This window comes from Pengzhenrongella sp. (assembly GCF_036565025.1).
Classification (GTDB): domain Bacteria; phylum Actinomycetota; class Actinomycetes; order Actinomycetales; family Cellulomonadaceae; genus Pengzhenrongella.
In genome coordinates this window covers 1-25,345 of sequence record NZ_DATCNW010000154.1, presented here as the reverse complement: position 1 = coordinate 25,345, position 25,345 = coordinate 1, and the positions used below count along the sequence as shown (strand labels likewise).

Below are 25,345 nucleotides of genomic sequence, written 5' to 3'. Positions count from 1 at the left end.
TTGCGTAATGTAGCCACCGAACAGATGCCCTTCGATCTGGGACCTGAGACCTTCGCTAAGCCTCATTTTCCCAGGTCAAGGGCATCTTTTCGTTGAACGACACACCCCTCAAACCCCGCTACTCGCGGATCTGGGTCAGACAACTGGTGCCTAACAGGCTATCAGGCAGACGACTGTTAGAGTCGAGCGATGGATGCTGCAACGACGCCGGAGATCGTGGCCGGCGGCACAGCCAACGGCAAGGCCGACGGCGGCTACCGGGCGGGCGTCCGACTGGGCGTGGGTCTGGCCGCGAACTCGTTCCTGCTCGCCGTGACCTTCGGGGCGACCGCCCGCCAGGCTGGCTGGGGCGTCGTGGCACCGGTGGTCGCCTCGATGACCGTGTTCTCCGGTTCCGCGCAGTTCGCCCTCGCCGCCGCCCTGGCCGGCGGCGGCTCGGCGTGGCTGGCGGTGGCCTCGGCGACCGTCATCAACCTCCGGTTCCTGCCGATGGCACTGGCGGTGACGCCGGCGCTGCGCGGCGGCCGGTTGCGCCGAGCCCTGGAGGGACAGAGCGTGATGGACGGCTCGTGGGCCGCCGCCCACCTCGGTGGCGGCCGTTTCGACCGCAGCCTGCTGATCGGGGCGACTCTTGCGCAGTGGCCGGCGTGGGTTGCGGGCACCGCCCTCGGGATGCTGGTCGCTCCCCCGGCAGCACTCGAGCAGGCGCTGGGCCTCGACGTCGTCTTTCCCGCCTTCTTCGCGCTCCTGCTTCTCGACGAGCTGCGCACCTCGGCTCGGGCGAGGGTCGCTGGAGTGCTCGGCGGCGCGCTGACCGCCGCGCTCCTGCTGGTGCTCCCCGTCGGGCCCGCCCTGCTGGGTGGTTCCGCGTCCGCGCTGATCGGGCTCGTCCGCCCGGCGAGGCGATGATGCAGACGATCTGGATCTGCATCGCCGCCACCGCCCTGATCAGCTTCGGCATCAAGGCCGCCGGGCCGGCGTTGCTGGGCGATCGACCACTGCCCGACCGGGTCCGCGAGGTGATCGCGCTGTTCGCTCCCGCGTTGCTCTTCGCGCTCGTGGTCGCCGCCCTGCTCGGCTCGCACTGGCGCGCAGTCGATTCCGGCGTTGCCGTCGGCGTGGCCGCCGCTGTGGCAGCGAGGCTGTGCCGGGCCCCGACCCTGCTCGCCGTCGTGGTCGGCGTCGGCGCGGCCGCACTGCTGCGGGCCGTGAGCTAGCACCTCTCCGGAACTCGTCGACGCGAACTACTCACTCTCTATATACACCTGGTGTATAGATGTCTCATGACTCTTGCGGATCTTCACTTGGCCCTCCTGGCTGGGGGGCCGCGTCACGGGTACGACCTCAAGCGAGCCCACGACGCGTGGTTCCCCGGCGGCAAGCCGCTGGCGTTCGGTCAGGTCTACGCGACCGTGGCCCGGCTCGAACGAGACGGGCTGGTCGAGCAGTCGGCCGCGGTGGTCGTCGCCGGCCCTGAGCGCATCGTCTACGCGTTGACGCCCGCCGGTACTGATCGCGTCCAGCAGTGGCTGTCCGAGCCGTCCGAGCCGACCAGCCTCGGCAACGAGGAGTTCGTGCGGCGGGCTGTCGCGGCGATGCGCACCGGGCGCGGACCCGCGTTCCTCGCGTTGCAGCGCAGCGCGCACCTGGCCCGGATGCGCGCGCTCCTGGTGGAGACAGCGCCCGGCGCCGCGGGTCGCGGCACGGCCGGGGCGGGGACCGGCGAGGACCTGCCGGCGCGCCTCGTGCGCGAGCACGCCGTGGCCCACCTCGACGCGGACCTGCGCTGGCTCGAAGCCGCCGCCGAGCAGATCGCCGCGGAGCCGCCCGCACCGGACGCGGGCGAGAGCCCGATCGACCATCCGGCCGACCACCCGATCGACGACCTCGAGAAACCTGAACCCACCGGACCCTTGGAAGGATCCCGATGACCGCACTGCTGGAACTCGATGACCTCGCATTCGCCTATCCCGGCTCCCCCGCCCTGCGCGGGGTCAGCCTCGAGGTCGAACCCGGCGAGACCGTGGCGCTGACGGGACCGACGGGCTCGGGCAAGTCGACCCTGCTCCTGCTCGCCGCGGCGCTCCTCACCCCGGCGTCCGGGTCGGTCCGGTTCGCCGGTCAGAACGTGGCCGATCTCGATGGCTCGGGGCGGGCGCGGCTGCGGCGCACCGAGATCGGCATCGTGCTCCAGTTCGGCCAGCTCGTGCCGGACCTCACCGTGCGCGACAACGTCGCCCTGCCGCTCCTGCTCGACGGCCAGACGCCCCGGCAGGCACACGAGACCGCCGCCGGCTGGATCGATCGGGTCGGGTTGTCCGACGTGGCGGCCCACCGCGCGGGCCGGCTGTCCGGCGGCCAGGGGCAGCGCGCGGCGATCGCTCGCGCGCTCGTGAGCGGCCCTCGACTGGTGCTCGCAGACGAACCGACGGCGTCCCTCGACGCCTCCGGGGCGCGCGACATGCTCGCGCTGCTGTTCGGCGCCGCCGATGAGGGCGTCGCGGTCATCCTCGTCACCCACGACAACACAGTCTCGGCTCGAGCCGACCGCGAGGTCCTGCTGCGCGACGGCGTCGTCGAGCACGAGATCAGCCTCCGATGAACGCCGGAACGCTGCTCGCCCTCGCCCGGCCGACCACCCGCGTCGACGCGGTCCGCACCGCGATCGTCGCCGGGTGCGTCGCCGTCGCGCTCGCCCTGGTGCTGGTCGCGCTCTCCATCGTCGCCATCGCCCCGTACTCCTCGCGGGGTCCCTCCAACTCCTCGATGGCCACTGGTGGCCTGTCGACGTACGTCCTGGCGTCGGGCCTGCAGCCGGGGGTCGTCGCGATGATTCTCGTGGCGACCCTGCCGCTCCTTGCGCTCGCGCTGCAGGCCATCCGCCTGGGCTCCACCGATCGCACGCGCCGTTCGGGCGTGCTCCGGGTCGCCGGGGCCACGCCGCACCAGCTGCGACTGGTCAGCGCGGCCCGCTCGACCCTGCCCATCGCCCTCGGGGGCCTGCTGGCCGGTCCCGTCCATGTCGTCCTCTGGCTGCTGCTCGGTCCTGCCCTGCCCGGAGGTTCACGGTTCGTGCCGGCGCCGACCGCCCGCCTGGCCCTCGCCTGGCTCACCGCGACGGTCGTCGTCGCCCTGGTGGGCGCAGCCCTCGGCGCCCTCGACGCGGCCGACCCGCCGGCCGACACCGGCACCTGGCAGCTCGGTCCGATCGCCGGACGCGCCGCGATCGCCGTTGCCTGCTGCGCGATGCTCGTGGGCGGGCTGGTCCTGATGAACGGGTCGGCGCGGAGCTCCCAGGACCTGGTGGGCCCCCTCGTCGGCGGGCTGCTGGCTCTGGCGCTGCTGACTCTCGGGTCGCTGGGCTTCGCTGCGAACGCACGACGTCGGGCCCGGCGCCTGCAGCGCCGGGGAGACGCCGTCGCCGTGCTCGCCGCGGCCCGGGTGAACGCCGACTCGGCCGTTCTCGGGCGCACCGGCGGCACCCTGTTCGTGGCCGGCGTCACCCTCTCGGTCGCGGGCGGGCTCGGGACCGCGCTCGTCTTCTTTCCTGCTGCGGCCTCCGGAGCCCATCGGTTCTACGGCACCGGGATCGGTGCGACGGCGGTCGTCGTCGTGCTGGCCGGGATCCTCGCCTTCGCGTCGCTCGTCATGAGCGCGCTCGACCATGTGCTGACCGCCCGCCGTGCGCTCGCCACCCTCGCCGTACTCGGCGGCGGCGAGCAGATCGTGCGCGCAGCCATCGCCACCCAGTTCGCCGTCGTCGCGGTACCGGCACTCACACTGGGCACCGCGCTGGGCGGGTTGGCGATCGTGCCGGCGTTCGGAGGCTGGGGTACGCCGGTCGTCATCGAGGTCGCCGTCAGCGCCGTGGTGCTGTGTGCACTGGCCCGGTGGACGACCCCGCCGATGTGCCGACTCGCGGCCGGGACCGTCGCCCCCGCGCTGCGCGAGGCGATGCGGGCGGAGAACCTGCGTGCAGGCTGACGACGCCCGACTCCTTCGTCGTGATGCCCTGGTGCTGCGGCTCACGATCGGACGGCGCTCCCGCGGGCCGGCGTCGCCTAACTCCGCCTCGAGCCGCGAGCCGATGCCCGACGGCGAGCGCCCGCCCGGCTCGAGCGCAGCGGAGACGTTCCCGCGGAAACGTCTCGCAGCGGACTGACGGACCCGCCAGTGCCCGACGGCCGTCGTCGAACTGGGAGTTGTTGTCCAGCCCGGCGCGGAAACGCGACAACGACTCCCAGTTCGACGCTCGATTCGAAGAAGCCGGCCCCGATCGGGGGCTTGCAGAGATGCAGGACGAGGGCTGCCTTCGACCCGTAGCGTTGGGCCATGTCCAACTCGCCGTCGTCGAGGGTGAATCGCGGGATCTGGCTGGGCGCCGCGGTGATCGTCGGCGTCGCAGTTCCCCTGCTGGTCTTCGGCTTCCGGGTCGGCGAGTGCATCGACTACGCGCCCGAGTCTGCGGCAGTGAGCTCGTGCAGGTCCGGCCCGGCGGTCGGCATCGCCGGCGCATGGGTCCTGTGCGTCGCCGCGGCGCTCTTCGTCACATACTTGCTCTACCGCGCCCTGCGTCCACCCGTGCGTCGCTGATCCCCCCAGAGGAACGACCCAGTTTTGGTCCGGAATTGCGCGAATTTCAAGCAAATCCCGACCAAAACCCGCCCGGCGCTCCGCCACGTCGTCGAACTGGGAGTTGTTGTCCTCGGATCGCCCGAAATAGAACAACAACTCCCAGTTCGACGCGTGATCGGCGGGCCGGGTCGCGTTAGTGAGGTTTCGCGAGCTTGTGCAGCCGCCGGTCCCATCGGCCCGTGGGGTCCACGGCTCGCCAGGCCGCGTCGAGCTCCGGCGCGAGCAGCGGAGCCGGAAGCAGGCACACGAGGCACCACGGGCCGCTTCGGAAAGCGGCAACGACCGGAAGCACGACGTAGACCGTCGCGACGACGGTCATGGCGACCGGAAGCACGAAGCGATACCTCCCGATGGCGATGGCAGCTCGCGCGAGCCGATTCAGCGCGATCAGGTCGAGTTCGCGGGCGCCGCTCGGTTCACCGGTTCGCAGGACGGCGAGCACCATGAGGCGCGACGAGCGCGGCAGTGCGCGGAACTCACCGTCGACATACCAGCCGGCGAGCACACCGCCGAGCCCTGCCAGGACACCGACCAGGGGACCTCGTCGTGCGTCGCCAGGCCCAGTGTGAGAGCCCACGGCACGAGAATCACCGCGACCACAGCCAGTCTCGGCCCGAGGCCGGCCGCAATCCGGTCATGCCAGCCGGCCTGTTCTTGCGACGGCCTGGCCGTCATGTCGGAACGCTTCCCGCCGTTGGTTCCTGCGAATCGGGGTCTGGATTCCGGGCGAGAAACAGGCGAGCTCGCGCGAGTTCTCGCCGCTGGCGTCGGATCCCCCAGGCGAGAAACGGAATGGCGGCTGCCACGAAGAACGTGAACCACAGTTGATCGTTGACCAGAGCCTGCCCGACGGCGAGCAGCCCCGCTCCCACCCCCACCAGGATGGATGACCGTTGGGTGACGCGAAGGGCGAGGTGGCGAGCCAACGGAAGCTGGGACGGGATCGGAGGCACCTGACCACGCACCTGGGTCATCAGAGCCTTCCGTTCACTCCTCGTCAGGAACAGGAGCGGCGCGTCCGGCAGCGATCCTCGCCGGGCGCGCCTGCTCCGGACCAGCCCGAAGAACTCGACGGCCAAGCCGCCCAGCTGCATCGAGAAGCCGAGGATCTCCCGCCACGTCGGCAGGTCCGAGGCATCCGAAGACGTGTGGTCCCGGCCGCGAGACAGCGCGAGGATCACCGCGACAACGACGAGGGGGACGGCCGCCGCGCCGACCACGATCCACCGACGAGTGACCACCTGGCGCCGCAGCCGGCGCTCCGCGGCCGCGTCTCCGACACCGTCCAGGACGCTCTGCGCCTGCCGCCAGCGACGCTCGGACTGGGTGCGGTCGTCGTCGTCCACGAGTCACGGCTCTTCTCTTGGCGCTCACGCCTCGCCCGTGCACGCGCGCGGCGAGGGAGGATCTCGGCAGGTCGTTGCCCGGATTCCCCCAACCAGGATTGGCCAATCTTCACACGCACGGCACCGACGCCGTTCCCTCACCCGCGAGGTCCGCAACGCACGCTCACCCTCGCCCTGTAGCGTTGGACCATGTCGAGCCCGCCGTCACCGAGCAGCGTTGGATCTGGCCGGGCGCCGCGGCCGGGGTCACCGTCGTGGTTCCCCCGCTGACCTTCGGTTTCCGGGTCGGCGGTGCATCGACTACCCGCCCGAGTCGGCGGCAGGAAACTTAGGCACGTCCGGCCCAGCGGTTGGCGTCGTCGGCGCGTGGGTCCAATGCGTCGCCGCGCCCTTTTCGTCGCGCACTCCCTCAACCCACCCCGTCCCCCACCGAGGGCAGGTTTCGGAAGATTCTGCGTGGGATCCGCACAGATCCTTCCGAAAACGCCGGTCACCCGCGTCCCTGCGGCGACCCGAGCAATCACCTGGTACCCCCGGAGCCGAACAGGTCCGTCCGAACGGGGCGTCAGACCTTCTTCACCACTGACGACTTGAGCAGCATCGCGCCGAAGCCGTCCACCTTGCAGTCGATGTTGTGACCGTCCACGCCGCCGCCCTCGACGAGGCGGATGTTGCGGACCTTGGTACCCGCCTTGATCGAGCTCGGGTTTCCCTTGATCTTGACCGTCTTGACCACGGTCACCGTGTCGCCGTCGGCCAGCGGGTTCCCGACGGCGTCCGTGACGACGGCGTCGGTGAAGCCGGACTCCGACGTCTCGTCACTCGCAGTGGCGGCCCACTCGTGCGCGCACTCCGGGCACACGTACAGCGCGCCCAGCTCGTAGGTGTACTCGCTCGAGCACTGGGGGCACGGGGGCAGGGCGTCGGAGTCAGTCACGGTCCCAGGATAACGACGACGCCCCACGGGGCCGCACGCCCGGCCGATCCCCCGCAACGCCACCCCGGTGACGGTCACCTGGGACGGGGTGACCTACACGGGCCACGCGACCGCGTGGGGCAACTTCAACGTGAACGAGAAGAACTCGAACGAGACGTTCACGCTGACCATTCGAGTCTTCGCCCCGGACGGCTCCAGCGTTGTCGGCCACGAGACGTCGCACCTCACGCTCAACGCCAATGGTGAGATCACCGTCAGCTTCGACAAGGTGAGCTTCACCTGCACCTGAGTGGCGACAACACCGGATACCACCGGGTTCCCTCTATAGCAGTTTCACCACCGCAACGTCCGAGCGTTGACGTCCTATAGGACGTCAACGCTCGGACGTTGCGGTTTTGGTGGTGGGTTTCGTACCCGCTCAGCCCAGGTGGCCGAAGCGGTGCAGGGTGCGGCTGATGGCCTGTTCCCGGACGACCGTGAGCAGCTCGCGCCGCCCGCTCGCGACGATCGGGAAGTCCAGCACCGTGACCGAGCCGATCCGGCTCCGGGACGCCTCGCGCAGCCCGGGCGCCGAGCCCACCACGCGGATCCGGCCGGCGACGACGCCGTCGCGCACGTGCGCGGCAAACTCCTCGTCGCTCGTGTCCGCGAAACGGCTCACCGTGACCGGAACCCCGGCGCGGTGGGCGGTGGCCACGACGCGGGTGACCTCGCGCTCGCGCGCGTCGGCGCCGACCCGGACCGTGAGGTGCGGGATCGGCCGGTACCGGAACGCGTTCTCCTCGACCCGCAGGCCGCTCGGGTCGTGCGTGGCACCGAACTCCGAGGCCCACCACCGGGCGTCGTCGGCCTCGGCCCAGGCCAGCCAGGCCGCGTCGTCGGCCGGGGTGTCGCCCGAGGGAACCTCGGGACCGTCGGTCCAGGAGCCCAGCTCGGCGACGTAGTTGGGTCCGCCCGCCTTGGCGCCGGGTCCGACCGAGGAGGCCTTCCAGCCGCCGAACGGCTGGCGGCGCACGATCGCCCCGGTGATGTGGCGGTTCACGTACGCGTTCCCGACCTCTACGCGCTCGAGCCAGGTCTCGATCTCGTCCTCGTCGAGGGAGTGGATGCCCCCGGTCAGGCCGAACGCGACCGCGTTCTGCGCGTCGATCGCCTCGTCGAGGGTGTCGACCCGCATGACGCCGAGCACCGGCCCGAAGCACTCCGTGAGGTGGAAGAAGGAACCGGGCGCGACGCCGTGCTTGACGCCGGGCGTCCACAGGTACCCGGTCTCGTCGAGCCGGCGCGGCTCCACGAGCCACTCCTCCCCCGGTTCGAGGGTCGACAGCGCGCGCAGCAGCTTGCCCGACGCCGGCTCGGTCAGCGGGCCGACCGTCGTCGCCAGGTCGCGGGCGGGACCGACCCGCAGCGAAGCGACGGCGTCGGCCAGCTGGCGTCGCAGCCGGTCCGACCGGCCCGCGGAGCCGACCAGGATCAGCAGCGAGGCGGCCGAGCACTTCTGCCCCGCGTGCCCGAAGGCGGACCGCACGGCGTCCGCGACCGCGAGGTCGATGTCGGCCGACGGCGTGACGATCAGCGCGTTCTTGCCCGAGGTCTCCGCGATCACGTCGAGGTCGGTGCGCCAGGACGCGAACAGCTCCGCGGTCTCGATCGACCCGGTGAGCAGGACCCGCGCGACGCCGGGATGCGCCACGAGTCGACGTCCGGCCTCGCGGGCGCCGGCGCGCACGACCTGCAGGACGTCGCGCGGCACGGCGAAGTCGTCCATCGCGCGGTGGATGGCCGCGACCGAGACGGCGACGCAGCGTGGCGTCGCGTGCGAGGGCTTGACCAGCACCGGGGATCCCGCGGCGAGCGCGGACAGCATGGCGCCGACCGGGATCGCGACCGGGAAGTTCCACGGCGGCGTCACGACGGTCAGCCCCTCGGGGGTGAACCTGGCGCCCGGGATCGCGCCGTCGGCGAGCCGCTCGGCGCTGTCGGCGTAGTACCGCGCGAAGTCCACGGCCTCGCTGACCTCGGGGTCGGCCTCGGTGATCGTCTTGCCGGGCTCCTGGATCATCGTCGCGACGAGGTCGCCGCGCGCCTCCTCGAGGTACACCGCCGCGCGGCGCAGCACCTCGGCGCGGTCGTGCGGCTTGGTTCCGGCCCAGCCGGGCAGCACAGCCGACGCGCGCGCCACGGCGGCGTCGACGTCCTCGACCGTGTGCAGGACGGGGATCGCGGGGGTCGGCACCTTCCGGTCGATGAGGTCCGCGGCCCAGCGTCGGGATTCCTCCACGGCAGCGTCGGTGTCCGCGGAGTTCTCGAAGGCAGGCCCGACGTCGCCCGGGGTCGCCTCGCGCGCCTGGCGGCGCGGCTCGGTCGACGGCAGCTCGGCGTCGCGCACCGAGGCGAGGAACGCCTCGCGCTGGCCGGCGAGCCGCTCGACGGGGTCGGGCGCCTTGCCCGCGAACAGCGAGTGCAGGAAGTTCTGCTCCGCGGCGTTCTCCTCCAGCCGGCGGATCAGGTAGGAGATCGCGACGTCGAAGTCCTCCCGCGCGACGACCGGCGTGTACAGCAGGACCCGGCCGACGACGTCTCGCACCGCGCGCGCCTGAGCCGGCGCCATGCCCTGCAGCATCTCGATGTCGAGCGCCTCGGTCACCCCGCGCTCGGTCGCCAGCAGGTGAGCGAGCGCGACGTGGAACAGGTTGTGGCTCGCGACACCGATCCGGACGTGCGCGGCACGCTCGGGGCGCAGCGCGCGCTCGACAAGGCGGACGTAGTTGGCGTCCACCTCGGGCTTGGAGCCGTACGGCGCCTGCACCCAACCGTGCAGCTCGGACTCGACCTTCTCCATCGCGAGGTTCGCGCCCTTGACCAGGCGGACCTTGACCCGCGCGCCGCCGATCGCGGTCCGGCGCTTGGCCATCTCGGTGATCTCGTCGAGCGCGCCGAGCGCGTCGGGCAGGTACGCCTGCAGCACGATGCCGACCTCGAGGTCGCGCAGCTCGGGGTCCACCAGGATCTGCTCGAAGACCCGCACGGTGAGTGCGAGGTCCTTGTACTCCTCCATGTCCAGGTTGAGGAACGTGCCGTTCGCCTTGGCCGCGTGGTACAGCGGCCGCAGCTTCGCGACGACGCGGTCCCGGCTGCCGGCGGTGTCCCACGTCGAGAGCTGGCTCGCGACGGCGGACACCTTGATCGACACGTAGTCGACGTCGGGCCGCTCGATCAGCGCGTGCACCCGGGCGAGCCGGCTCGCGGCCTCGCCCTCGCCGAGCACGGCCTCGCCGAGGAGGTTGAGGTTGAGCCGGAAGCCCTCGTCCTTGGCCTGCGCGATGTGCTTGGTGAGCCCCTTGCCGGCGTCGGCCACCAGGTGCCCGACGAGCTGGCGCAGCCGGATCCGGGCCGCGGGGACGACGACGCGCGGCGCCAGCGGCGCCGCGACGGTCCCGGCGGTGAGCAGGGCGCGGTCGATGGGGCCGAGGAAGCTGCCCGCGGCGCCGGTGTACTGGGCGAGCCGCACGAGCTCGTGCGCCGCGACGCCGATGTCCTGGGGCCGAGCGACCCGGTCGACGAACCGCACCGCTAGCTCGAGACCTGCCGGATCCGAGACGAGCGCAGCGAGCCGCCCGGTGGTGCGCTTTTCTTTCGCGGTCTCGCCCGCGGCCGTGGTCTCTACCCACTCGTTCGCGAGATCGATCGCGGCGTCGGTGAGGGAGGCAGTGCTCGTTGTCATCCCGGAATCCTCTCCGCCGGATGGTCACGGCGTCTTGTATCCAAACGGCGCGGGTCCCGACGGAAACCCGCCGTCTTATATTCTTCCTCCCGTCATGGTGCAACATCTCAAGATCACAGCGGTGCCCGCCGGTTCGTGGCCGGAGGCGGTCTCGGTGCTGCGCGCCATCAGCCCCGAGATGATGCGGTTGCTGGACGAGCTGTCCGTGACGATGTTCTGCGCGAAGGACTCCGCGGGACGGTACGTCGCGGTCAACCAGGCGTTCGTCGACCGCACCGGTGAGCGCTCGCGCCGCACGGTGATCGGCCGGACCGCCGAGGACCTGTTCGAGCCGCTGCTGGCCGAGCACTACACGCAGCAGGACCGCGTCGTGCTGGACTCCGGCCAGGCGCTGCGCAACGAGCTCGAGCTGATCCGGCGGCCCGGCGGCGTGCCGGGCTGGTACCTCACCGCGAAGCTGCCGGTGCGCGCCGGGGACGCCGTCGTCGGCCTGGTGAGCATCTCGGAGGACCTGCGCACCTACGACGCCGCCGACGTCGCGGTGAACTCGCTCTCGCGCGTGGTCGCTCTGGTGCACGAGCGCCTCGCCGGGCAGATCACGGTCGCCGACCTGGCCGCCGCCGCCGGCTGCTCGGCCTCGACGCTCGAGCGCCGCATGCACAAGGTGTTCTCGCTGTCCCCGCAGCAGTTCGTGCTGCGGACCCGGATCGACCACGCCGCGGCGCTGCTCACCACGAGCACCCTGCCGATCGCCGCGATCGCCACCGAGACGGGCTTCTACGACCAGGCGGTCTTCACCCGCACCTTCGGCCGCCTCACCGGCGAAACCCCCGCCCAGTTCCGCCGCCGAGCCATCCCCGCCCGCCTGCCCCCTCCCCCCGGTTCTGCGAACTAGCCCGCGTGCGTCCCGCGGTACCCCGGTCTCGCCGCGAACCGCGCGCCATTCCGCTCAGCGGGTGAAGCCAGTGGGTGGACATGCCCCCGACCGCCGTGCGCAGGTGGCAGGGTTGGGCAGCGCACGATCCTCGGCCGGGCGGCGACGATGCCGCGCCGGTGGTTTCCGCTCGTTCCAGGAGGCTGACCAGCATGACCGCGCCCGTAACGCCCGTCGACAAGCCACGCCCGTCCCCGCTCGCGACTGCTCATGCCCAGCTCGCCGGCGCCGTCGAGATCCTCGGGTACAGCTCAGGGCTGCACGAGATGCTCGCCACCTCCCGGCGGGAGATCAACGTCGCGATCCCGCTGCGCCGCGACGACGGGAGCACCGAGCTGCTCCGGGGCTACCGCATCCAGCACAACATCTCGCGCGGACCGGGCAAGGGCGGGCTGCGCTATGCGCCGAACGTCGACCCCGACGAGGTCCGCGCGCTCGCGATGCTGATGACCTGGAAGTGCGCCGTCGTCGACCTGCCGTACGGCGGCGCCAAGGGTGGCGTCACGATCGACCCGCGCAACTACTCCAAGCTCGAGCTGGAACGGGTGACGCGCCGGTACACCAGCGAGATCATGCCCATGATCGGCCCGGAGCGGGACATCATGGCGCCCGACATCGGCACCGACGAGCAGACCATGGCCTGGGTCATGGACACGTACTCGGTCAACAAGGGCTACACGATCCCCGCGGTGACCACGGGCAAGCCGCTCTCGGTGGGTGGCTCGCTGGGCCGTGCCACCGCGACGTCGCGCGGCGTCGTGCACGCGATGAAGGCCGCGCTGGCCGACGCCGGGGTGGGCCTGAACGAGGTGCGCGTCGCGATCCAGGGTTTCGGCAAGGTGGGCTCGCACGCGACCCGGTTCCTCGCCGAGGCGGGCTCCACGGTGCTCGCCGTGAGCGACCAGTACGGCGGGGTGTACGACGCGAACGGGCTGGACGTCAGCTCGCTGCTCGCCCACGTGAAGCAGACCGGCAGCGTCGTCGGGTTCGCGGACTCGGACCCGATCGACAACACGGCGCTGCTGGCGCTCGACGTCGACGTGCTCATCCCGGCCGCCGTCGAGGGCGTGCTGGACGAGGAGACCGCCGCGACGGTCAAGGCCCGCTGGGTCATCGAGGCCGCGAACGGGCCGACGACGTCGGCCGGCGACCAGGTGCTCGCGGACCGCGGCATCATCGTGGTGCCCGACATCCTCGCGAATGCCGGTGGTGTGGTCGTGTCCTACTTCGAGTGGGTGCAGGCCAACCAGGCGTACTGGTGGACCGAGCACGAGATCGAGGAGCGTCTGGAGCAGCGCATGCTGCAGGCCTACGCCACGGTCGCCCAGGCCGCCCGAGCCGACGGCCACACCCTGCGCGACGCCGCCCTGACGATCGGCGTCCGGCGAGTGGCCGAAGCCCACCAGATCCGCGGCCTCTACCCCTGACCCGACCCCGGGCGCCCGGGCGGGCCGGGCGACATCTCGCAGACTGCGCACATCCGTGCGGGCTGCGCACATCGGATGTGCGCAGGCCGCCCGGATGCGCGCAGTTTGTCTGTCGGCTGGAGTCTCCGCGGGGCGGGCGCGGCGGGGCGGCAGTGGCGCCACGGTGTGCGAACGGCTCCGGGCACTGGCTGCCTTCGGCGGCGTGGTGACGATCGACGGGAAACGTACGGGGTGGGGCGGGGTGGGGTGGGGTGTCGGGAAGGGTTCGGGCGGTTGGGGTGTTGGCGCTTGCGTGCCTACTGCTTCGCGTGTGCCGCTATCCGTTCTTGATCTCGCTACCGTCAGCGAGGGAAGCTCCAGCGCCGAGGCGCTGGCTTCGACCACCTCGCTCGCCCAGTCCGCCGACGATCTCGGGTTTCGGCGGTTCTGGGTGGCGGAGCACCACAACATGCCTGCGGTCGCCTCGACGAGCCCCGCCGTTCTGATCGCGCACCTCGCGGCGCTGACCAGGCGGATCCGGGTCGGTTCCGGCGGCGTGATGCTGCCGAACCATCCGGCGCTCGTCGTCGGCGAGCAGTTCGCCATGCTCGAGGCCCTGCACCCGGGCCGGATCGACCTCGGGATCGGGCGCGCGCCCGGCACCGACCCGGCGACCGCGGCCGCGCTGCGCCGGACCACCGACGGCCTCGGCGCCGAGGAGTTCCCCGCCGAGCTGCTGGACATGCTCGCCCTGCTGGGCCAACGGGACCCGACCCGCGCGCCGTCGGCCCTCGCGCGGCGCTTCTCGCCGACCCCGGCGCAGGCCTCGACCCCGGAGGTCTGGCTGCTGGGCTCGAGCCTGTTCAGCGCGAAGCTGGCCGCCAGGCTCGGCATCCGGTACGCCTACGCGCACCACTTCGGCGCGACGCAGACCCTCGAGGCGATGGCCGCCTACCGCTCGGAGTTCCGGCCGTCCGAGAACCTGCCCGCCCCGCACGCGATGGTCAGCGCGTCGGTGATCGTCGCGGACACCGTCGAGGAGGCGACGTACCTGGCCGGTCCGAGTCGCGTGATGGCGCTCAGCCTGCGCACCGGCACCCTCGGGCCGATCGTCTCGCCCGACGACGCCGCAGCCGTCCTCGCCGAGCTGCGCGGCACCCCGGTCGACGACATCCTCGGGCGCCTGCCCGGCACCCAGATCGCGACCACCACCGACCGCGCCGTCGAGGAGCTGTCCACCCTGGTCGCGGAAACCCGAGCCGACGAGCTCCTCATCACCGCCACCGCCCACGACGTCAAGACCAGGATCGACACCCACGAACGCCTCATCGCCGCCTGGACCTGACCCCCGACCCGCCGCCCGCCGTCGGCGGCGACCCGCGAAAACGCAAACTGCGCACATCGGTGCGCCCTGCGCACATCCGATGTGCGCAGGCTGCAGCGATGTGCGCAGTTTGTGGTTCAGGCCTCGGCTTGTCAGTCCTCGGCGGGCTGGCGGTCGGCCCACTGCTGGAGGGTGACGCGGGGGCCGGTGTAGAACGGGATCTCCTCGCGGACGTGGCGGCGGGCCTCGGTGTTGCGCATCTCGCGCATCAGGTCGACGATCCGGTGCAGCTCGTCGGCCTCGAACGCGAGGATCCACTCGTAGTCGCCCAGGGCGAACGCGGCGAGGGTGTTGGCGCGCACGTCCGGGTACTCGCGGGCGGCCTTGCCGTGCTCGACGAGCATGTCGCGGCGCTCGGCGTCGGGCAGCAGGTACCAGTCGTAGGACCGCACGAACGGGTACACGCAGATGTAGTTCAGCGGCGCCTCGCCGGACAGGAACGACGGCAGGTGACTGCGGTTGAACTCCGCGGGGCGGTGCAGCGCGGCGACCGACCAGACGGGCAGCAGGTGCCGGCCAAGATCGCTCTTGCGCAGGCGCTGGTAGGCGCCCTGGACGGCCTCGATCGAGTCGCCGTGCCACCAGACCATCAGGTCGGCGTCGGCGCGCAGGCCGCTGACGTCGTACCAGCCGCGGACCACGAGGTCATCGTCACTGCCGGCGATCGCAGCCTCGGCGTCGAAGATCAGCCCCCGGCGCGTCTTGGTGTCGGCGGGCAGCACCTCCTCGAGGGCGAAGACGGACCACATCGCGTAGCGGATCTGGTCGTTCGGGTCGGGGGTAACAGCGGTCACTGTGCGCTCCATTCGTTGGGGTTCGAGTCTTCGCCGCACGCGGCGGGTACGGCGCGCTCGATGCCGATGCTCTGCCGGCAGCAGCCGGGGCTGCACATGTCCGGCCACGCGCCGAGGGTGCCGACCGTTGCCCGCTCGGGGTCCTCGCCGCGCTCGGCGGCGGCGCGTTCCAGCACCAGGTCGACCAGCCCGGACACGAAGGACTCCCGGGTCGAGACGGTGCCGGCGCGCACGGCCTTCAGGCCGAGGCTGCGGGCGGTCTCCAGCGCCTCGGTGTCGAGGTCGAAGGCGACCTCCATGTGGTCGGACGTGAAGCCGATCGGCGCGAGGACCACCGAGCGAGCCCCGCCGGTCGCGAGCTCGGCGATCACGTCGTTCACGTCGGGCTCGAGCCACGGCTGACGCGGTGAGCCGGAGCGCGAGCAGAACGCGAGGCGCCATTCGATCGAGCGGCCGATCCGCTTGCCCGCCTCGGCGGCGATCAGTGCGGCGACATCGAGGTGCTGCGCGAGGTAGCTGGGGTGCTCGGCGCCCGAGCCCTCGTCCATCGCGACGGGAATCGAGTGCGTGACGAACACGAGCGGGGCGTCGGACTGGCCGCCCGCGGCATCGGAGAAGTTGCCGCCGAGCTCGGCGTACGCCTCGACGACGGCGTCGACGTTGGCCTGCACGACGCCGGGGTGGTTGAAGTAGTGCCGCAGCTTGTCGACCGCGAGGACCGTGGCGGGCGTGGCGTCGCCGCCAACCTGGCCGGCCAGCTCGGCGAGGCTCGCCGCGAGGTTCTCGCGGTACTGCCGGCAGCCCGAGTAGGAGCCGTACGCGCTTGTCACGATGGCGAGCACGCGGGTGGCGCCGTTCGCGCGCAGCTCGGCGAGCGCCGGGGTCGTGTACGGCTCCCAGTTGCGGTTGCCGTAGCCGATCGGCAGGTCGGCCCCGCGGCGCGTGAGCTCGGCGTGCAGCGCGTCGATCAGGGCGAGGTTCTGGCCGTTGATCGGGCTGCGTCCGCCGAACAGGCCGTAGTGCGCGCCGACGACGGCGAGCCGCTCGGTCGGGATGTTCTTGCCGCGGGTGACGTTGCGCAGGAACGGCAGCACGTCGTCGGGGCCGTTGGGCCCCCCGAAGGAGTAGAGCAGGAGCGCGTCGTAGGGCGCTGCGTCCGGCGTGGAAGCGGAGTGCGCGGTCTGGTTGGGCACCGCCCGATCATCCCATCGTCAGCGCGGTGCGGACGCCAGGGGTGATTTCGGGTACGGCAGCCAGGCAGGTGTGGGCGTCCTGCGGGCACGGCCGACCTGCAGATACAGCCGTCAGGCGGGAATGGCCGTCCTGGCGAGCTCGCCCGAGATCTGCCCCGCCCACTCCTCGACGGCGGCCATGTCGCGGTGGTCCCCGTCCCGGCCGCGTGCCGCGGCGATGATCGCGCGCTCGGCGAGGTTGAGGACCTCGTGGTCGAGCCGGCCCCCGAACGCACGGTGGCCGCGGGCCCCGACGGCGGTCATCACGGCGCGGGTCTCCGCGGGCGAGTTGGCGGCGGCCGCGGGCGCCGTGGCCAGGCCCGAGGAGAACAGCCAGACGGGACGCTTGGCGAGGTCCGCGGCGAAGGTGCTGGCGAACTCGCGGGCGGCGGGCAGCCAGTGCCCGGTGTAGACGGCCGATCCGAGCACGACGGCGTTGAACCCGTCAAGCGTCTTCACCTGCGCCGGGTCGACGACCTCGACCTCGTGCCCGCGGGCAATGAGCTCCGCAGCGACGCGCGAGCCGATCTCTGCCGTGCCACCATGCCGCGACGCGGCAGTCACCAGAACTCGCATGGCCCGATATCCTCTCGTGGACCGACCTGTGCCGGACCTCTCCCCTCAATGGTCGCCGAGGTGCGGGCACCCACGTGTGGGTCCGAGGTCCCGGCGAACGCCTAGGCTGAGCCCGTGCAGACAGACGGCGCGCGAAGCACCTACGTCCTGGTCGACGGCGAGAACATCGACGCGACCCTCGGCTCGGCGATCCTGAACGGTCGACCGACGCCCGAACAACGTCCGCGGTGGGAGCGGGTGCTCGACTTCGCGAAGCGCAGGTGGGACCAGCCGGCCAAGGGTCTGTTCTTCCTGAACGCGTCGTCCGGCACGATGCCGATGTCCTTCGTGCAGGCGCTGCTGGCGCTGGGTTACACACCGATCCCGCTGGCCGGCGAGGCGCACGAGAAGGTCGTCGACATCGGGATCCAGCGCACCCTCGCGGCGCTGCGCGACCACCCCGGCGACGTCATGCTCGCGAGCCACGACGGCGACTTCGCCCTCGACATCGAGAAGCTGCTCACCGGCGACCGGCGGGTCGGGCTGCTCGCGTTCCGCGAGTTCACGAGCGGCACGCTCAACCAGCTGACCGAGCGCGGGCTCGAGCTGTTCGACCTCGAGAGCGACGTCAAGGCGTTCAACGTGAGCCTGCCCAGGCTCCGGATCATCCCCCTCGACGAGTTCGACCCCCTGCTCTACCTCTAACCAGCAAGGCGGAATCAAGAATTTCCGCCACGAACTAGGAGTTGTTGTCGCCCGACGGGCGAAAATACGACAACGACTCCCAGTTCGACGACGACCCGACCTCTCGCTCGGCGGGGCCGGCGATCGGGAATTCCGTCGAATCGACGCTAGTCCTCGGGCGCGACGACCGCTCTGTCGGTGGCGGCCGCATATCGATCCAGCACGATCGGAGTCAGCCGATCGTCCGGCGCGAGGGGCGCCGACACGACGTCGGCCCCGGCCTCGAGCACCCGGTCGTGGAAGTACCCGGGCGCGAGCAGGTACGACCCGACCACCACCCGCGGGGCGCCGGCCGCCCGGGCGGCCGCGACGGCGTCGGGCACCCGCGGAGTCGTTCCTGCCCCGTAGCCCACCGTGATGGGCCCGCCTCGCCACACCGCGCGCAGCCCGGCGGCGACCGCCTCGACCGCCTCGGCGGCCCGGGGATCCTTCGACCCCGCCGCCGCGAGCACGACGGCGTCGTTCGGCCCGGCCCCGGCGGCGATCAGCCGGTCGACCAGGATCTCCACCAGCCGCGGATCCGGCCCGAGGACGTCGGCGGCGGCCGCGGCCCGGTCAAGAACAGCACTCATGATGTCGGTCCGCACGTGGAACCCCAGCGACAGCAGCAGCGGGACCACGACCGCCGCTCCCCCGCCGGCCACCGCATCCCCGACGACGTCGAACACCTTCGGATCCTGCACGTCCACGAACGCCTCGCGCACGTCCAGGTCCGGCCGCGCCACCCGCACGGCCGAAAGGATCGACCGGATCGCGACCCGCCCCGCAACGCTGTCGGTCCCGTGCGAGCAGCCGATCAGCACCGGCGGCGCGCCCGTCACCGGTCCGTCATCCCGATCCGATACCCCCGCTTGATGACGGTCCGGATGAGCTCGCGGCTCCCGGCCGCCTCGCGCAACCGCGCGATCGCCATCTCCGCGGCGTGCGGGTCGAGCGAGTCGCCGGGCAGCGCGTGCAGCACGGCCGAGCGCGGCACGACGTCGCCGCGCGCGGCCGCGAGCAGTCGCAGCACCTCAAGCCCGGTCGGCGACAGCGCGAGCACGTTCCCGTCGAGCACGGCCGCCCGGCGGTGCACCTGGAGCTGGCCGGCCACCGTGTCCAGCGTCTGCAACCCGCCGTAGTGCGCCACGATCGCGCGGACCAGCGACCCGAGCCTGCCGCGGTCGGGCATGAGCGGGGTGATCCCGCAGTCGATCAACGGCTTCGCGGTGATGGGTCCGACGGCCGCGGCGACGACCCCGCCGCGCTGGAACTGCTTCACGAGCTGCTCCATCACCCCGGCGGCCTCGGCAGCGGACAGCCAGGCCGCGGCACCGGGCGCGGAGGTGAACACGACCGTGTCGATCTCGCCGGCGGCGGTCGCGCGCACGGACGCCTCGAGCGCGGCGGGGTCGGGCGGCGGTCCCCACCGGTAGACGATGAGGCTCTGCACCAACGCCCCGGCCGCCACGAACGCCTCGTCGAGCCCGTCGGACCCGGCGCCGTGGTGCTGCACCGCGATCTTGACGCCCTCGACACCCTCGCCGAGCAGCACCTCGGCGATCTCGGCGGAGACCTCGGACTCGGCGACCCAGTCGGCCTGCAGCCCGGCGGCCTGGATCGCGCCGCGGGCCTTCGGGCCGCGCGCCACGATCCGCGCGCGCGAGAGCACCGCGGTCAGCTGCTCGGCGAGCCCGACGGCGTCGGCCGCCTCGATCCAGCCGCGGAACCCGATCCCGGTGGTGACCACGACGACGTCGGGCGGGTCCTCGATGAGTGCGCGCGTCCCGGCGATCAGCCGCGCGTCCTGCTCGTTGGGCACCATGCTCAGCGCCGGCGCATGACGGATGACGGCGCCGCGGCGCTGCAATGCGGCGGCCAGCTCCGCCGAGCGCCGATCGGCGGTCACGAGCACGGTGCAGCCCGCGAGAGTCTGGTCGATAGGCTCTGTCACTCGCTCATTGTCGCTTCCGGTCGGGGAATGGGGGCAATCGATCTCACAGCGGCGCCGCGGGCGCTGTGAGGTCGGGCTCGACGGCGTCGACGACGGCTCCGACCTGCACGACGCCGCCTTCGACCCGCACCTGCCAGGTGCGCAGGTGCACCGGCTCCGCGCCGATCGGCTCCAGGCACCGGCCCGTGGTCAGGTCGAAGACCTGCTTGTACATCGGCGACGCGACCGTCGGCACCTCGCCGCGGGACCCGACGATGCCGCGCGAGAGCACGTACGCCCCGCTGTACGGGTCCAGCTGCTGGATCGCGAACACCCGGTCGTCGACCAGCCGGAACAGCGCGACCTGCTCGCCGTCGATCAGCGCCGCGGCGCCGCGCTCCACCGCGAGGTCGGTCAGCCCGCACACCACGTGCCACATGTTCGTCTCCGTCAGCTCGCTCACCACGGCGGTCATGACCGCACCGCCAGGGTCGGTCCGGCGACAAGCACGGCGCCGCCCTCGCGCTCCTCGACGGTCGCCGGGCGGGTCTGCCCGCGCTCCTCGACGTACGCGAGCGACGGGTCCGCCGTCGTCGGGGCGTTCACGAACGACGCGAACCGACGCAGCTTCTCCGGGTCGGCGAGCGTCGCCGCCCACTCGTCCTCGTAGACCTCGACGTGCCGCTCCATGGCGGCGTCCAGGTCGGCCGCGATCCCGAGGCTGTCCTGGAGCACCACGGCGCGGACGCCCTCGAGGCCGCCCTCGACGTCCTGCATCCAGGTCGCGGTGCGCTGCAGCCGGTCCGCGGTGCGGATGTAGTACATGAGGTAGCGGTCGATGGTGCGGATCAGCGTCGGCGTGTCCAGGTCCTCGGCGAGCAGCTGGGCGTGCCGCGGGGTGAATCCTCCGTTGCCCCCGACGTACAGGTTCCAGCCGCGATCCGTGGCGACGACCCCGACGTCCTTGCCGCGGGCCTCCGCGCACTCCCGCGCGCAGCCCGAGACCCCGAGCTTGATCTTGTGCGGCGAGCGCAGCCCGCGGTAGCGCAGCTCGAGCTCGACCGCGAGGCTCACCGAGTCCTGGACCCCGAACCGGCACCACGTCGACCCGACGCACGACTTCACCGTGCGCAGCGACTTGCCGTACGCGTGCCCGGACTCGAAACCGGCGTCCACGAGGCGCTTCCAGATCTCGGGCAGCTGCTCGAGGCGCGCACCGAACATGTCGATCCGCATCCCACCGGTGATCTTCGTGTACAGCCCGAAGTCCTTCGCGACCTGCCCGATGACGAGCAGCCCGTCCGGGGTGACCTCCCCGCCCGGGATGCGCGGCACGACCGAGTACGAGCCGTCCTTCTGCAGGTTCGCCATCACGTGGTCGTTGGTGTCCTGCAGGGCGGCCCGCTCGCCGTCGAGCACGTGACCGTCGTCGAGCGAGGAGAGGATCGAGGCGACGACGGGCTTGCAGATGTCGCAGCCGCGGCCGCCGACGGCGCCGTGCCGGGTGATGATCTCGCTGAAGGTGTGCAGCTCGGTGACCCGCACGACGTCGAACAGCTGGGCCCTGGACATCGCGAAGTGCTCGCAGAGCGCGTTGCTGACGGTGATGCCGGCCTTGGTGAGCTCGGAGGTCACGAGCTTCTTGACCAGCGGCACGCACGACCCGCAGCTGGTGCCGGCCTTCGTGCAGGCCTTGACCGCGGGAACATCGGTGCAGTCGTGCTCGGTGACCGCGCCACGGATAGTGCCCGCGGTGACGTTGTTGCACGAGCACACCGTCGCGTCGTCGGGCAGGTCGCCGCCGACCGCGCTGCCGGCCGCGCCCGCGGGCAGCAGGTGCGCCGACGGGTCGCCGCCCAGCTGGCGGCCGATCATCGGGCGCAGGCCCGCGTACGCGGAGGCGTCCCCGACGAGCACGCCACCGAGCAGGGTGCGGGCGTCGTCGGACAGCACGAGCTTCTTGTAGATGCCCGCGACGGGGTCGGAGTGCACCAGCTCGAGTGCGCCCGGGGTGGTCGCGAACGCGTCGCCGAAGCTGGCGACGTCCACGCCCGAGAGCTTGAGCTTGGTGGCCGTGTCCGCGCCCGGGAAGACGGCGGCGCCGCCGAGCAGCCGGTCGACGACCACCTCGGCCATCGCGTAGCCGGGGGCGACCAGGCCGATGCAGGCCCCGTCGATGCAGGCGACCTCGCCCGCGGCCCAGATGCGCGGGTCCGCCGTGCGGCACGTCTGGTCCACGACGAAGCCGCCGCGCGGCCCGGTCTCCAGGCCCGACGACTTCGCGAGCTCGTCGCGCGGGCTCACCCCGGTGGCGACGACGACGACGTCGACGTCGAGCCGCCCGCCGTCGGCGAAGTCCAGCCGGCCGACCTCGCCGCGCCGGTTCGCGCGCATCTTGGTGGTCGCGGTGTCGACGCGGACGCCGACGCCGAGGTTGTTGATCAGCCGTCGCAGCGCCTCGCCACCGCCGAGGTCGATCTGGGTGGACATCAGGTGGGTGCCGAACTGGATCACGGTCGTGTTGGCGCCGAGCGCCTGGAGCGCGCCGGCGGCCTCGAGCCCGAGCAGCCCGCCGCCGATGACCGCGCCGCGGACCGGGCGCTTCCAGCGGGCGGCCTGTTCCTCGACCCAGCCGCGCAGCGCGGCGACGTCGTCGACGGTGCGGTAGACGAAGACGCCGGGCAGGTCCGCACCGTCGATGGGCGGCACGGTGGCGCGCGAACCCGTGGCGAGCACGAGCTGGTCGTAGGGCCACACGCGCCCGTCGGAGGTCGTCACCTGGCGCGCGTCGCGGTCGACGTCGACCACGGGCGCGCCGCGGACCAGGGTCACCAGCGGGTCGGCCCACAGGTCCGGCGAGCCGATGGCGAGGTCCTCGGGGTGGCGGCCCGAGAAGTAGGACGTGAGGGCCACGCGGTCGTACGGTGCGCGCGGCTCCTCCGCGAGGACCGTCACCCGCCAGGTGCCCTCGGAGTCGCGGTCACGCATCGCCTCGACGAGCCGCTGGGCCACCATCCCGCCGCCGACGACGACGAGGTGCTGGGATCCGTGCTGCTCGATCGGGGGTGTCGCCATCGCTGCCTCCAGGTGGTTCGACCCAACCGGGCCGCTGGCGACGACGCTACGAGTGCCGTGTTTCCACGGCGGTCACGCGGGCGTTACCTGCGTGGAACCTTCTGCGCACACCGCCGGCACCCGCGGTGTGAGTTCGTCAGGGCGTGCGGCGGCGCAGGGTGTTCGCGCCGACGACCACGGCGACCACGATGAAGCCCGCGATCACGGCGACGTCGCTCCAGATCGCGCTCACGTCGGGGTTGCGGGCGAGCGTCTGCATCGCGTCGACGCCATAGGTCAGCGGCAGGACGTTCGAGATGGCGTGCAGCACGCCGGGCATCTGGTCCCGCGGCATGACCAGCCCGCACAGGATGAGCTGCGGGAAGATGGTCGCCGGCATCATCTGCACGGCCTGGAACTCGGTGCGCGCGAGCGCCGAGGCGGCGAGGCCCAGGGCGGTGCCGAGGACGGCGTCGAGCACCGCGACGAGGGCGAGCGCCCACAGCGGGCCCTGGACGTCCATCCCGTACACCCCGACGGTGACGGTCACCAGGACCACGGCCTGGACCGCGGCGACGACGCCGAACGCGATCGCGTAGCCGCCGACCACGTCGCCGCGCCGCACGGGCGTCGTCATCAGGCGTTCGAGCGTGCCGCTGAGCCGCTCGCGCAACATGGTCACGCTCGTGACCAGGAACATCACCGTCAGCGGGAAGATCCCGAGCAGGGTGGGTCCGATCGTGTCCAGGACGAGGCCCCCCTTGAACATCCACGAGACCAGGCCGAGGAGCAGCACCGGGAGCAGCACGATCAGCGCGATCGTGCGGGGATCGTGCCGGACCTGGCGCAGCACGCGCGTGGAGGTCGCGAGGACCAGCGGCGCGGCCATCAGGCACCTGCCTCGACGAGCGAGAGGAACGCATGCTCGACGTCGACTGCGCCGGTGCGTTGCAGCAGCTCGGGGAGGGTGGCGTCGGCGAGCAGGCGTCCGTCGCGCATGAGCAGCAGGCGGTCGCAGCGGGCCGCCTCGTCCATCACGTGACTCGAGACGAGAAGCGTGGCGCCGGTGGCCGCGACCCGCGCGAACAGGTCCCAGAGGTCGCGCCGGAGCACCGGGTCGAGTCCGACGGTGGGTTCGTCCAGAACGAGCAGGCGCGGGGTGCCGAGCAACGCGATCGCGAGGGAGACCCGCGACTTCTCCCCGCCGGAGAGCGTCACGACGCGCCGGTTTGCGGCGGCGGTGAGGTCGACGGAGTCGAGGACCCGGGCGATGTCGTCGGCCCCGACGCCGAGCAGGGTCGCGAAATAGCTGACGTTCTCGGTGATCGACAGGTCGGGGTAGACGCTGGGCGCCTGGGTCACGTAGCCGACCTCGTGGCGCAGGGTGGCGTCGCCGGCCGCGCGCCCGAGGACCTGGACCGTGCCGCCCGCGACGATCTGGACTCCGACGATCGCGCGCATGAGGGTCGTCTTGCCGCTGCCGCTCGGTCCGAGCAGGCCGACGACCTCGCCCGCGTTGACCTGGAGGTCGAGGCCGGGGATGACCTCGGTGCCACCCCGCACCACGCGCAGCCCGCTGATGCGGATCACGTCGGTGCTGCGGTGCGCACCTCGACCGTGCGGCTCCACAAGTGCCGTGTCATCCTGTTTCTTCATGTGAGGAATCATGCTCCTTCCGGGGTGGTGGGCGCAAGGGGAACTCGGTCAGGGACCCCCGTCGAGCAGGCGCTGAATGTTCGGGGCCAGCCAGCGCGCGATGGTCTCCTCGCTGGCCGAGGCGAGCGGCTCGAGGTGCAGGACGTACCGCACCATCGCGAGGCCGACGACGTTCGCGGCGATCAGCTCCGCGCGCAGCTCGCGCTGCTCCCCCGCCAGTCGGGGCGCGATGGCGCCGATCAGCTCGGCGGTGAGGAACTCGGCCAGCGCCCCGCCGGTCGGACCGCTCGACGACGCCGCGGCGATCAGCGCCCGCATGCGCTGGCGCCCGACCTCGGTGTCCCACACGCTGAAGAACATGGCGACCAGGCGCTGACCGATGTCATCCGGGCCGCCCGTGTCCAGGACCCGGCCCAGCAAGTCTCCCGGACGACCCGGCAGCTCGTTGATCACGGCGAACAGGTCGGACTTGGTGCCGAAGTAGTGCCGGACGAGCGCGGGGTCGACGCCCGCACGCCTGGCCACGGCCCGCCCGCTGGTCGCGTCGTAGCCCCGCTCGGCGAACTCCGCGCGCGCGGCGGCCAGGATGGCCGCGCGGGTGTCCTCACCGGCCGGACGAGGGCCACGCGCCCGCGGGAGGGGAGAACCGTCGCTCATTCCGGCACGGTACCGCCGCGCGTGGTGCGGGGTGTGGTTGGACGGGTCGGGCCGGCGGGCGCGGTGAGGTTCTTGCTGGCGGTTCGGTGTTTCCGCCGGGGGCTCCCAAGGCTCATCGTGAGCGTTGGCGCAGGTGGGTGGGCACAAGCGATGCTGCCGAGGGAGGATGTCAGTGGCTCGGTCTACTGTGGCACACATGTTCGAATACGAGGGTTTCGAGGCGGGGAACGAGGCTTCCGACGAGCCGCGCGATCGGCGTCCGGGCGGCGCTCGGACGCCTGGTGCTGGTGTGCAGGCGGGCGCCGTTGCGGCCGGCGTCGCCAGCGGGCAGCTCGGGTCGAGTGTGGATCTGGTGTTGGAGCGTCTGTTCAAGGG

Annotated in this window: 25 protein-coding genes; 11 read left to right on the top strand and 14 right to left on the bottom strand. The window is 72.0% G+C overall.

Annotated elements, in window-relative coordinates; all coding sequences use genetic code 11:
• The first annotated feature begins 189 nt into the window (after positions 1-189).
• From VIM26_RS08840 to VIM26_RS08815, 6 genes are all read left to right on the top strand, one after another.
• Positions 190-909: an AzlC family ABC transporter permease gene (locus tag VIM26_RS08840; RefSeq protein ID WP_331950242.1), complete on the top strand. Its 720-nt coding sequence runs from the start codon at positions 190-192 to the stop codon at positions 907-909.
• The gene (locus tag VIM26_RS08835) at positions 909-1,217 is read left to right on the top strand and encodes an AzlD domain-containing protein (protein ID WP_331950240.1); all 309 of its coding nucleotides are present in this window, start codon (positions 909-911) and stop codon (positions 1,215-1,217) included. Before VIM26_RS08840 ends, VIM26_RS08835 begins: the two co-directional genes overlap by 1 nt.
• Before the next feature lie 87 nt (positions 1,218-1,304).
• Entirely contained in the window at positions 1,305-1,931 is a 627-nt protein-coding gene (locus tag VIM26_RS08830) for a PadR family transcriptional regulator (protein WP_331950238.1), read from the top strand.
• On the top strand, positions 1,928-2,602 hold the full coding sequence (locus VIM26_RS08825) for an ABC transporter ATP-binding protein (RefSeq protein WP_331950236.1): 675 nt from the start codon (positions 1,928-1,930) through the stop codon (positions 2,600-2,602). The genes VIM26_RS08830 and VIM26_RS08825 overlap by 4 nt, the downstream gene beginning before the upstream one ends.
• Positions 2,599-3,984, top strand: a complete 1,386-nt coding sequence (locus VIM26_RS08820; protein ID WP_331950234.1) for a hypothetical protein — start codon at positions 2,599-2,601, stop codon at positions 3,982-3,984. The genes VIM26_RS08825 and VIM26_RS08820 overlap by 4 nt, the downstream gene beginning before the upstream one ends.
• A gap of 348 nt (positions 3,985-4,332) precedes the next feature.
• Positions 4,333-4,593, top strand: a complete 261-nt coding sequence (locus VIM26_RS08815; RefSeq protein WP_331950232.1) for a hypothetical protein — start codon at positions 4,333-4,335, stop codon at positions 4,591-4,593.
• Positions 4,594-4,768: 175 nt separating this feature from the next.
• Here the strand turns inward: VIM26_RS08815 and VIM26_RS08810 are convergent, their stop codons facing one another.
• The 3 genes from VIM26_RS08810 to VIM26_RS08800 form a co-directional block, all read right to left on the bottom strand.
• Positions 4,769-5,212, bottom strand: coding sequence for a hypothetical protein (locus tag VIM26_RS08810; protein WP_331950230.1), 444 nt, complete (start codon positions 5,210-5,212; stop codon positions 4,769-4,771).
• A 94-nt stretch (positions 5,213-5,306) separates the two neighbouring features.
• The gene (locus VIM26_RS08805; RefSeq protein WP_331950228.1) at positions 5,307-5,855 is read right to left on the bottom strand and encodes a hypothetical protein; all 549 of its coding nucleotides are present in this window, start codon (positions 5,853-5,855) and stop codon (positions 5,307-5,309) included.
• Positions 5,856-6,546: 691 nt separating this feature from the next.
• Complete coding sequence (locus VIM26_RS08800; protein WP_331950226.1) at positions 6,547-6,918, bottom strand: zinc ribbon domain-containing protein YjdM; 372 nt, start codon at positions 6,916-6,918, stop codon at positions 6,547-6,549.
• A gap of 67 nt (positions 6,919-6,985) precedes the next feature.
• Here VIM26_RS08800 and VIM26_RS08795 point away from each other — a divergent pair, with 67 nt between their 5' ends.
• Positions 6,986-7,207, top strand: a complete 222-nt coding sequence (locus VIM26_RS08795) for a hypothetical protein (protein WP_331950224.1) — start codon at positions 6,986-6,988, stop codon at positions 7,205-7,207.
• Positions 7,208-7,336: 129 nt separating this feature from the next.
• Here the strand turns inward: VIM26_RS08795 and VIM26_RS08790 are convergent, their stop codons facing one another.
• The gene (locus VIM26_RS08790) at positions 7,337-10,642 is read right to left on the bottom strand and encodes a bifunctional proline dehydrogenase/L-glutamate gamma-semialdehyde dehydrogenase (RefSeq protein WP_331950222.1); all 3,306 of its coding nucleotides are present in this window, start codon (positions 10,640-10,642) and stop codon (positions 7,337-7,339) included.
• A 94-nt stretch (positions 10,643-10,736) separates the two neighbouring features.
• Here VIM26_RS08790 and VIM26_RS08785 point away from each other — a divergent pair, with 94 nt between their 5' ends.
• The 3 genes from VIM26_RS08785 (at position 10,737) to VIM26_RS08775 (ending at position 14,327) form a co-directional block, all read left to right on the top strand.
• Entirely contained in the window at positions 10,737-11,537 is an 801-nt protein-coding gene (locus VIM26_RS08785; RefSeq protein ID WP_331950220.1) for an AraC family transcriptional regulator, read from the top strand.
• Between the two features lie 191 nt (positions 11,538-11,728).
• Positions 11,729-13,003: a Glu/Leu/Phe/Val dehydrogenase gene (locus VIM26_RS08780; RefSeq protein ID WP_331950218.1), complete on the top strand. Its 1,275-nt coding sequence runs from the start codon at positions 11,729-11,731 to the stop codon at positions 13,001-13,003.
• Positions 13,004-13,313: 310 nt separating this feature from the next.
• Positions 13,314-14,327, top strand: coding sequence for an LLM class flavin-dependent oxidoreductase (locus VIM26_RS08775; protein WP_331950216.1), 1,014 nt, complete (start codon positions 13,314-13,316; stop codon positions 14,325-14,327).
• 131 nt (positions 14,328-14,458) lie between these two features.
• Here the strand turns inward: VIM26_RS08775 and hemQ are convergent, their stop codons facing one another.
• The 3 genes from hemQ to VIM26_RS08760 form a co-directional block, all read right to left on the bottom strand.
• Positions 14,459-15,172: a hydrogen peroxide-dependent heme synthase gene (gene hemQ, locus VIM26_RS08770; protein WP_414696462.1), complete on the bottom strand. Its 714-nt coding sequence runs from the start codon at positions 15,170-15,172 to the stop codon at positions 14,459-14,461.
• Entirely contained in the window at positions 15,157-16,353 is a 1,197-nt protein-coding gene (locus VIM26_RS08765; RefSeq protein WP_331950214.1) for a ferrochelatase, read from the bottom strand. The genes hemQ and VIM26_RS08765 overlap by 16 nt, the downstream gene beginning before the upstream one ends.
• 111 nt (positions 16,354-16,464) lie before the next feature.
• A complete protein-coding gene (locus VIM26_RS08760; RefSeq protein WP_331950213.1) occupies positions 16,465-16,968 on the bottom strand; it encodes a flavodoxin domain-containing protein in 504 nt (167 codons plus the stop codon).
• A 114-nt stretch (positions 16,969-17,082) separates the two neighbouring features.
• Here VIM26_RS08760 and VIM26_RS08755 point away from each other — a divergent pair, with 114 nt between their 5' ends.
• Positions 17,083-17,652 carry an NYN domain-containing protein gene (locus VIM26_RS08755; protein WP_331950211.1) on the top strand — a complete coding sequence of 190 codons (570 nt, stop codon included), beginning with the start codon at positions 17,083-17,085 and terminating at the stop codon, positions 17,650-17,652.
• Between the two features lie 146 nt (positions 17,653-17,798).
• Here VIM26_RS08755 and VIM26_RS08750 read toward each other — a convergent pair whose 3' ends face one another.
• The 7 genes from VIM26_RS08750 to VIM26_RS08720 all read right to left on the bottom strand — a co-directional run bounded on the left by VIM26_RS08750 (position 17,799) and on the right by VIM26_RS08720 (position 24,970).
• A complete protein-coding gene (locus VIM26_RS08750; RefSeq protein ID WP_331950209.1) occupies positions 17,799-18,512 on the bottom strand; it encodes a sirohydrochlorin chelatase in 714 nt (237 codons plus the stop codon).
• A complete protein-coding gene (locus VIM26_RS08745; RefSeq protein ID WP_331950207.1) occupies positions 18,509-19,624 on the bottom strand; it encodes a uroporphyrinogen-III synthase in 1,116 nt (371 codons plus the stop codon). Before VIM26_RS08745 ends, VIM26_RS08750 begins: the two co-directional genes overlap by 4 nt.
• Positions 19,625-19,667: 43 nt before the next feature.
• The gene (nirD, locus tag VIM26_RS08740; protein ID WP_331950205.1) at positions 19,668-20,078 is read right to left on the bottom strand and encodes a nitrite reductase small subunit NirD; all 411 of its coding nucleotides are present in this window, start codon (positions 20,076-20,078) and stop codon (positions 19,668-19,670) included.
• Positions 20,075-22,678 (bottom strand): nitrite reductase large subunit NirB, encoded by a 2,604-nt coding sequence (nirB, locus tag VIM26_RS08735; RefSeq protein WP_331950203.1) that lies wholly within the window; start codon positions 22,676-22,678, stop codon positions 20,075-20,077. Before nirB ends, nirD begins: the two co-directional genes overlap by 4 nt.
• Positions 22,679-22,814: 136 nt before the next feature.
• Positions 22,815-23,546, bottom strand: a complete 732-nt coding sequence (locus tag VIM26_RS08730; protein WP_331950201.1) for an ABC transporter permease — start codon at positions 23,544-23,546, stop codon at positions 22,815-22,817.
• Positions 23,546-24,313 carry an ABC transporter ATP-binding protein gene (locus VIM26_RS08725; RefSeq protein WP_331950199.1) on the bottom strand — a complete coding sequence of 256 codons (768 nt, stop codon included), beginning with the start codon at positions 24,311-24,313 and terminating at the stop codon, positions 23,546-23,548. The genes VIM26_RS08730 and VIM26_RS08725 overlap by 1 nt, the downstream gene beginning before the upstream one ends.
• 48 nt (positions 24,314-24,361) lie before the next feature.
• Positions 24,362-24,970: a TetR family transcriptional regulator gene (locus VIM26_RS08720; RefSeq protein ID WP_331950197.1), complete on the bottom strand. Its 609-nt coding sequence runs from the start codon at positions 24,968-24,970 to the stop codon at positions 24,362-24,364.
• Positions 24,971-25,345: the final 375 nt, after the last annotated feature.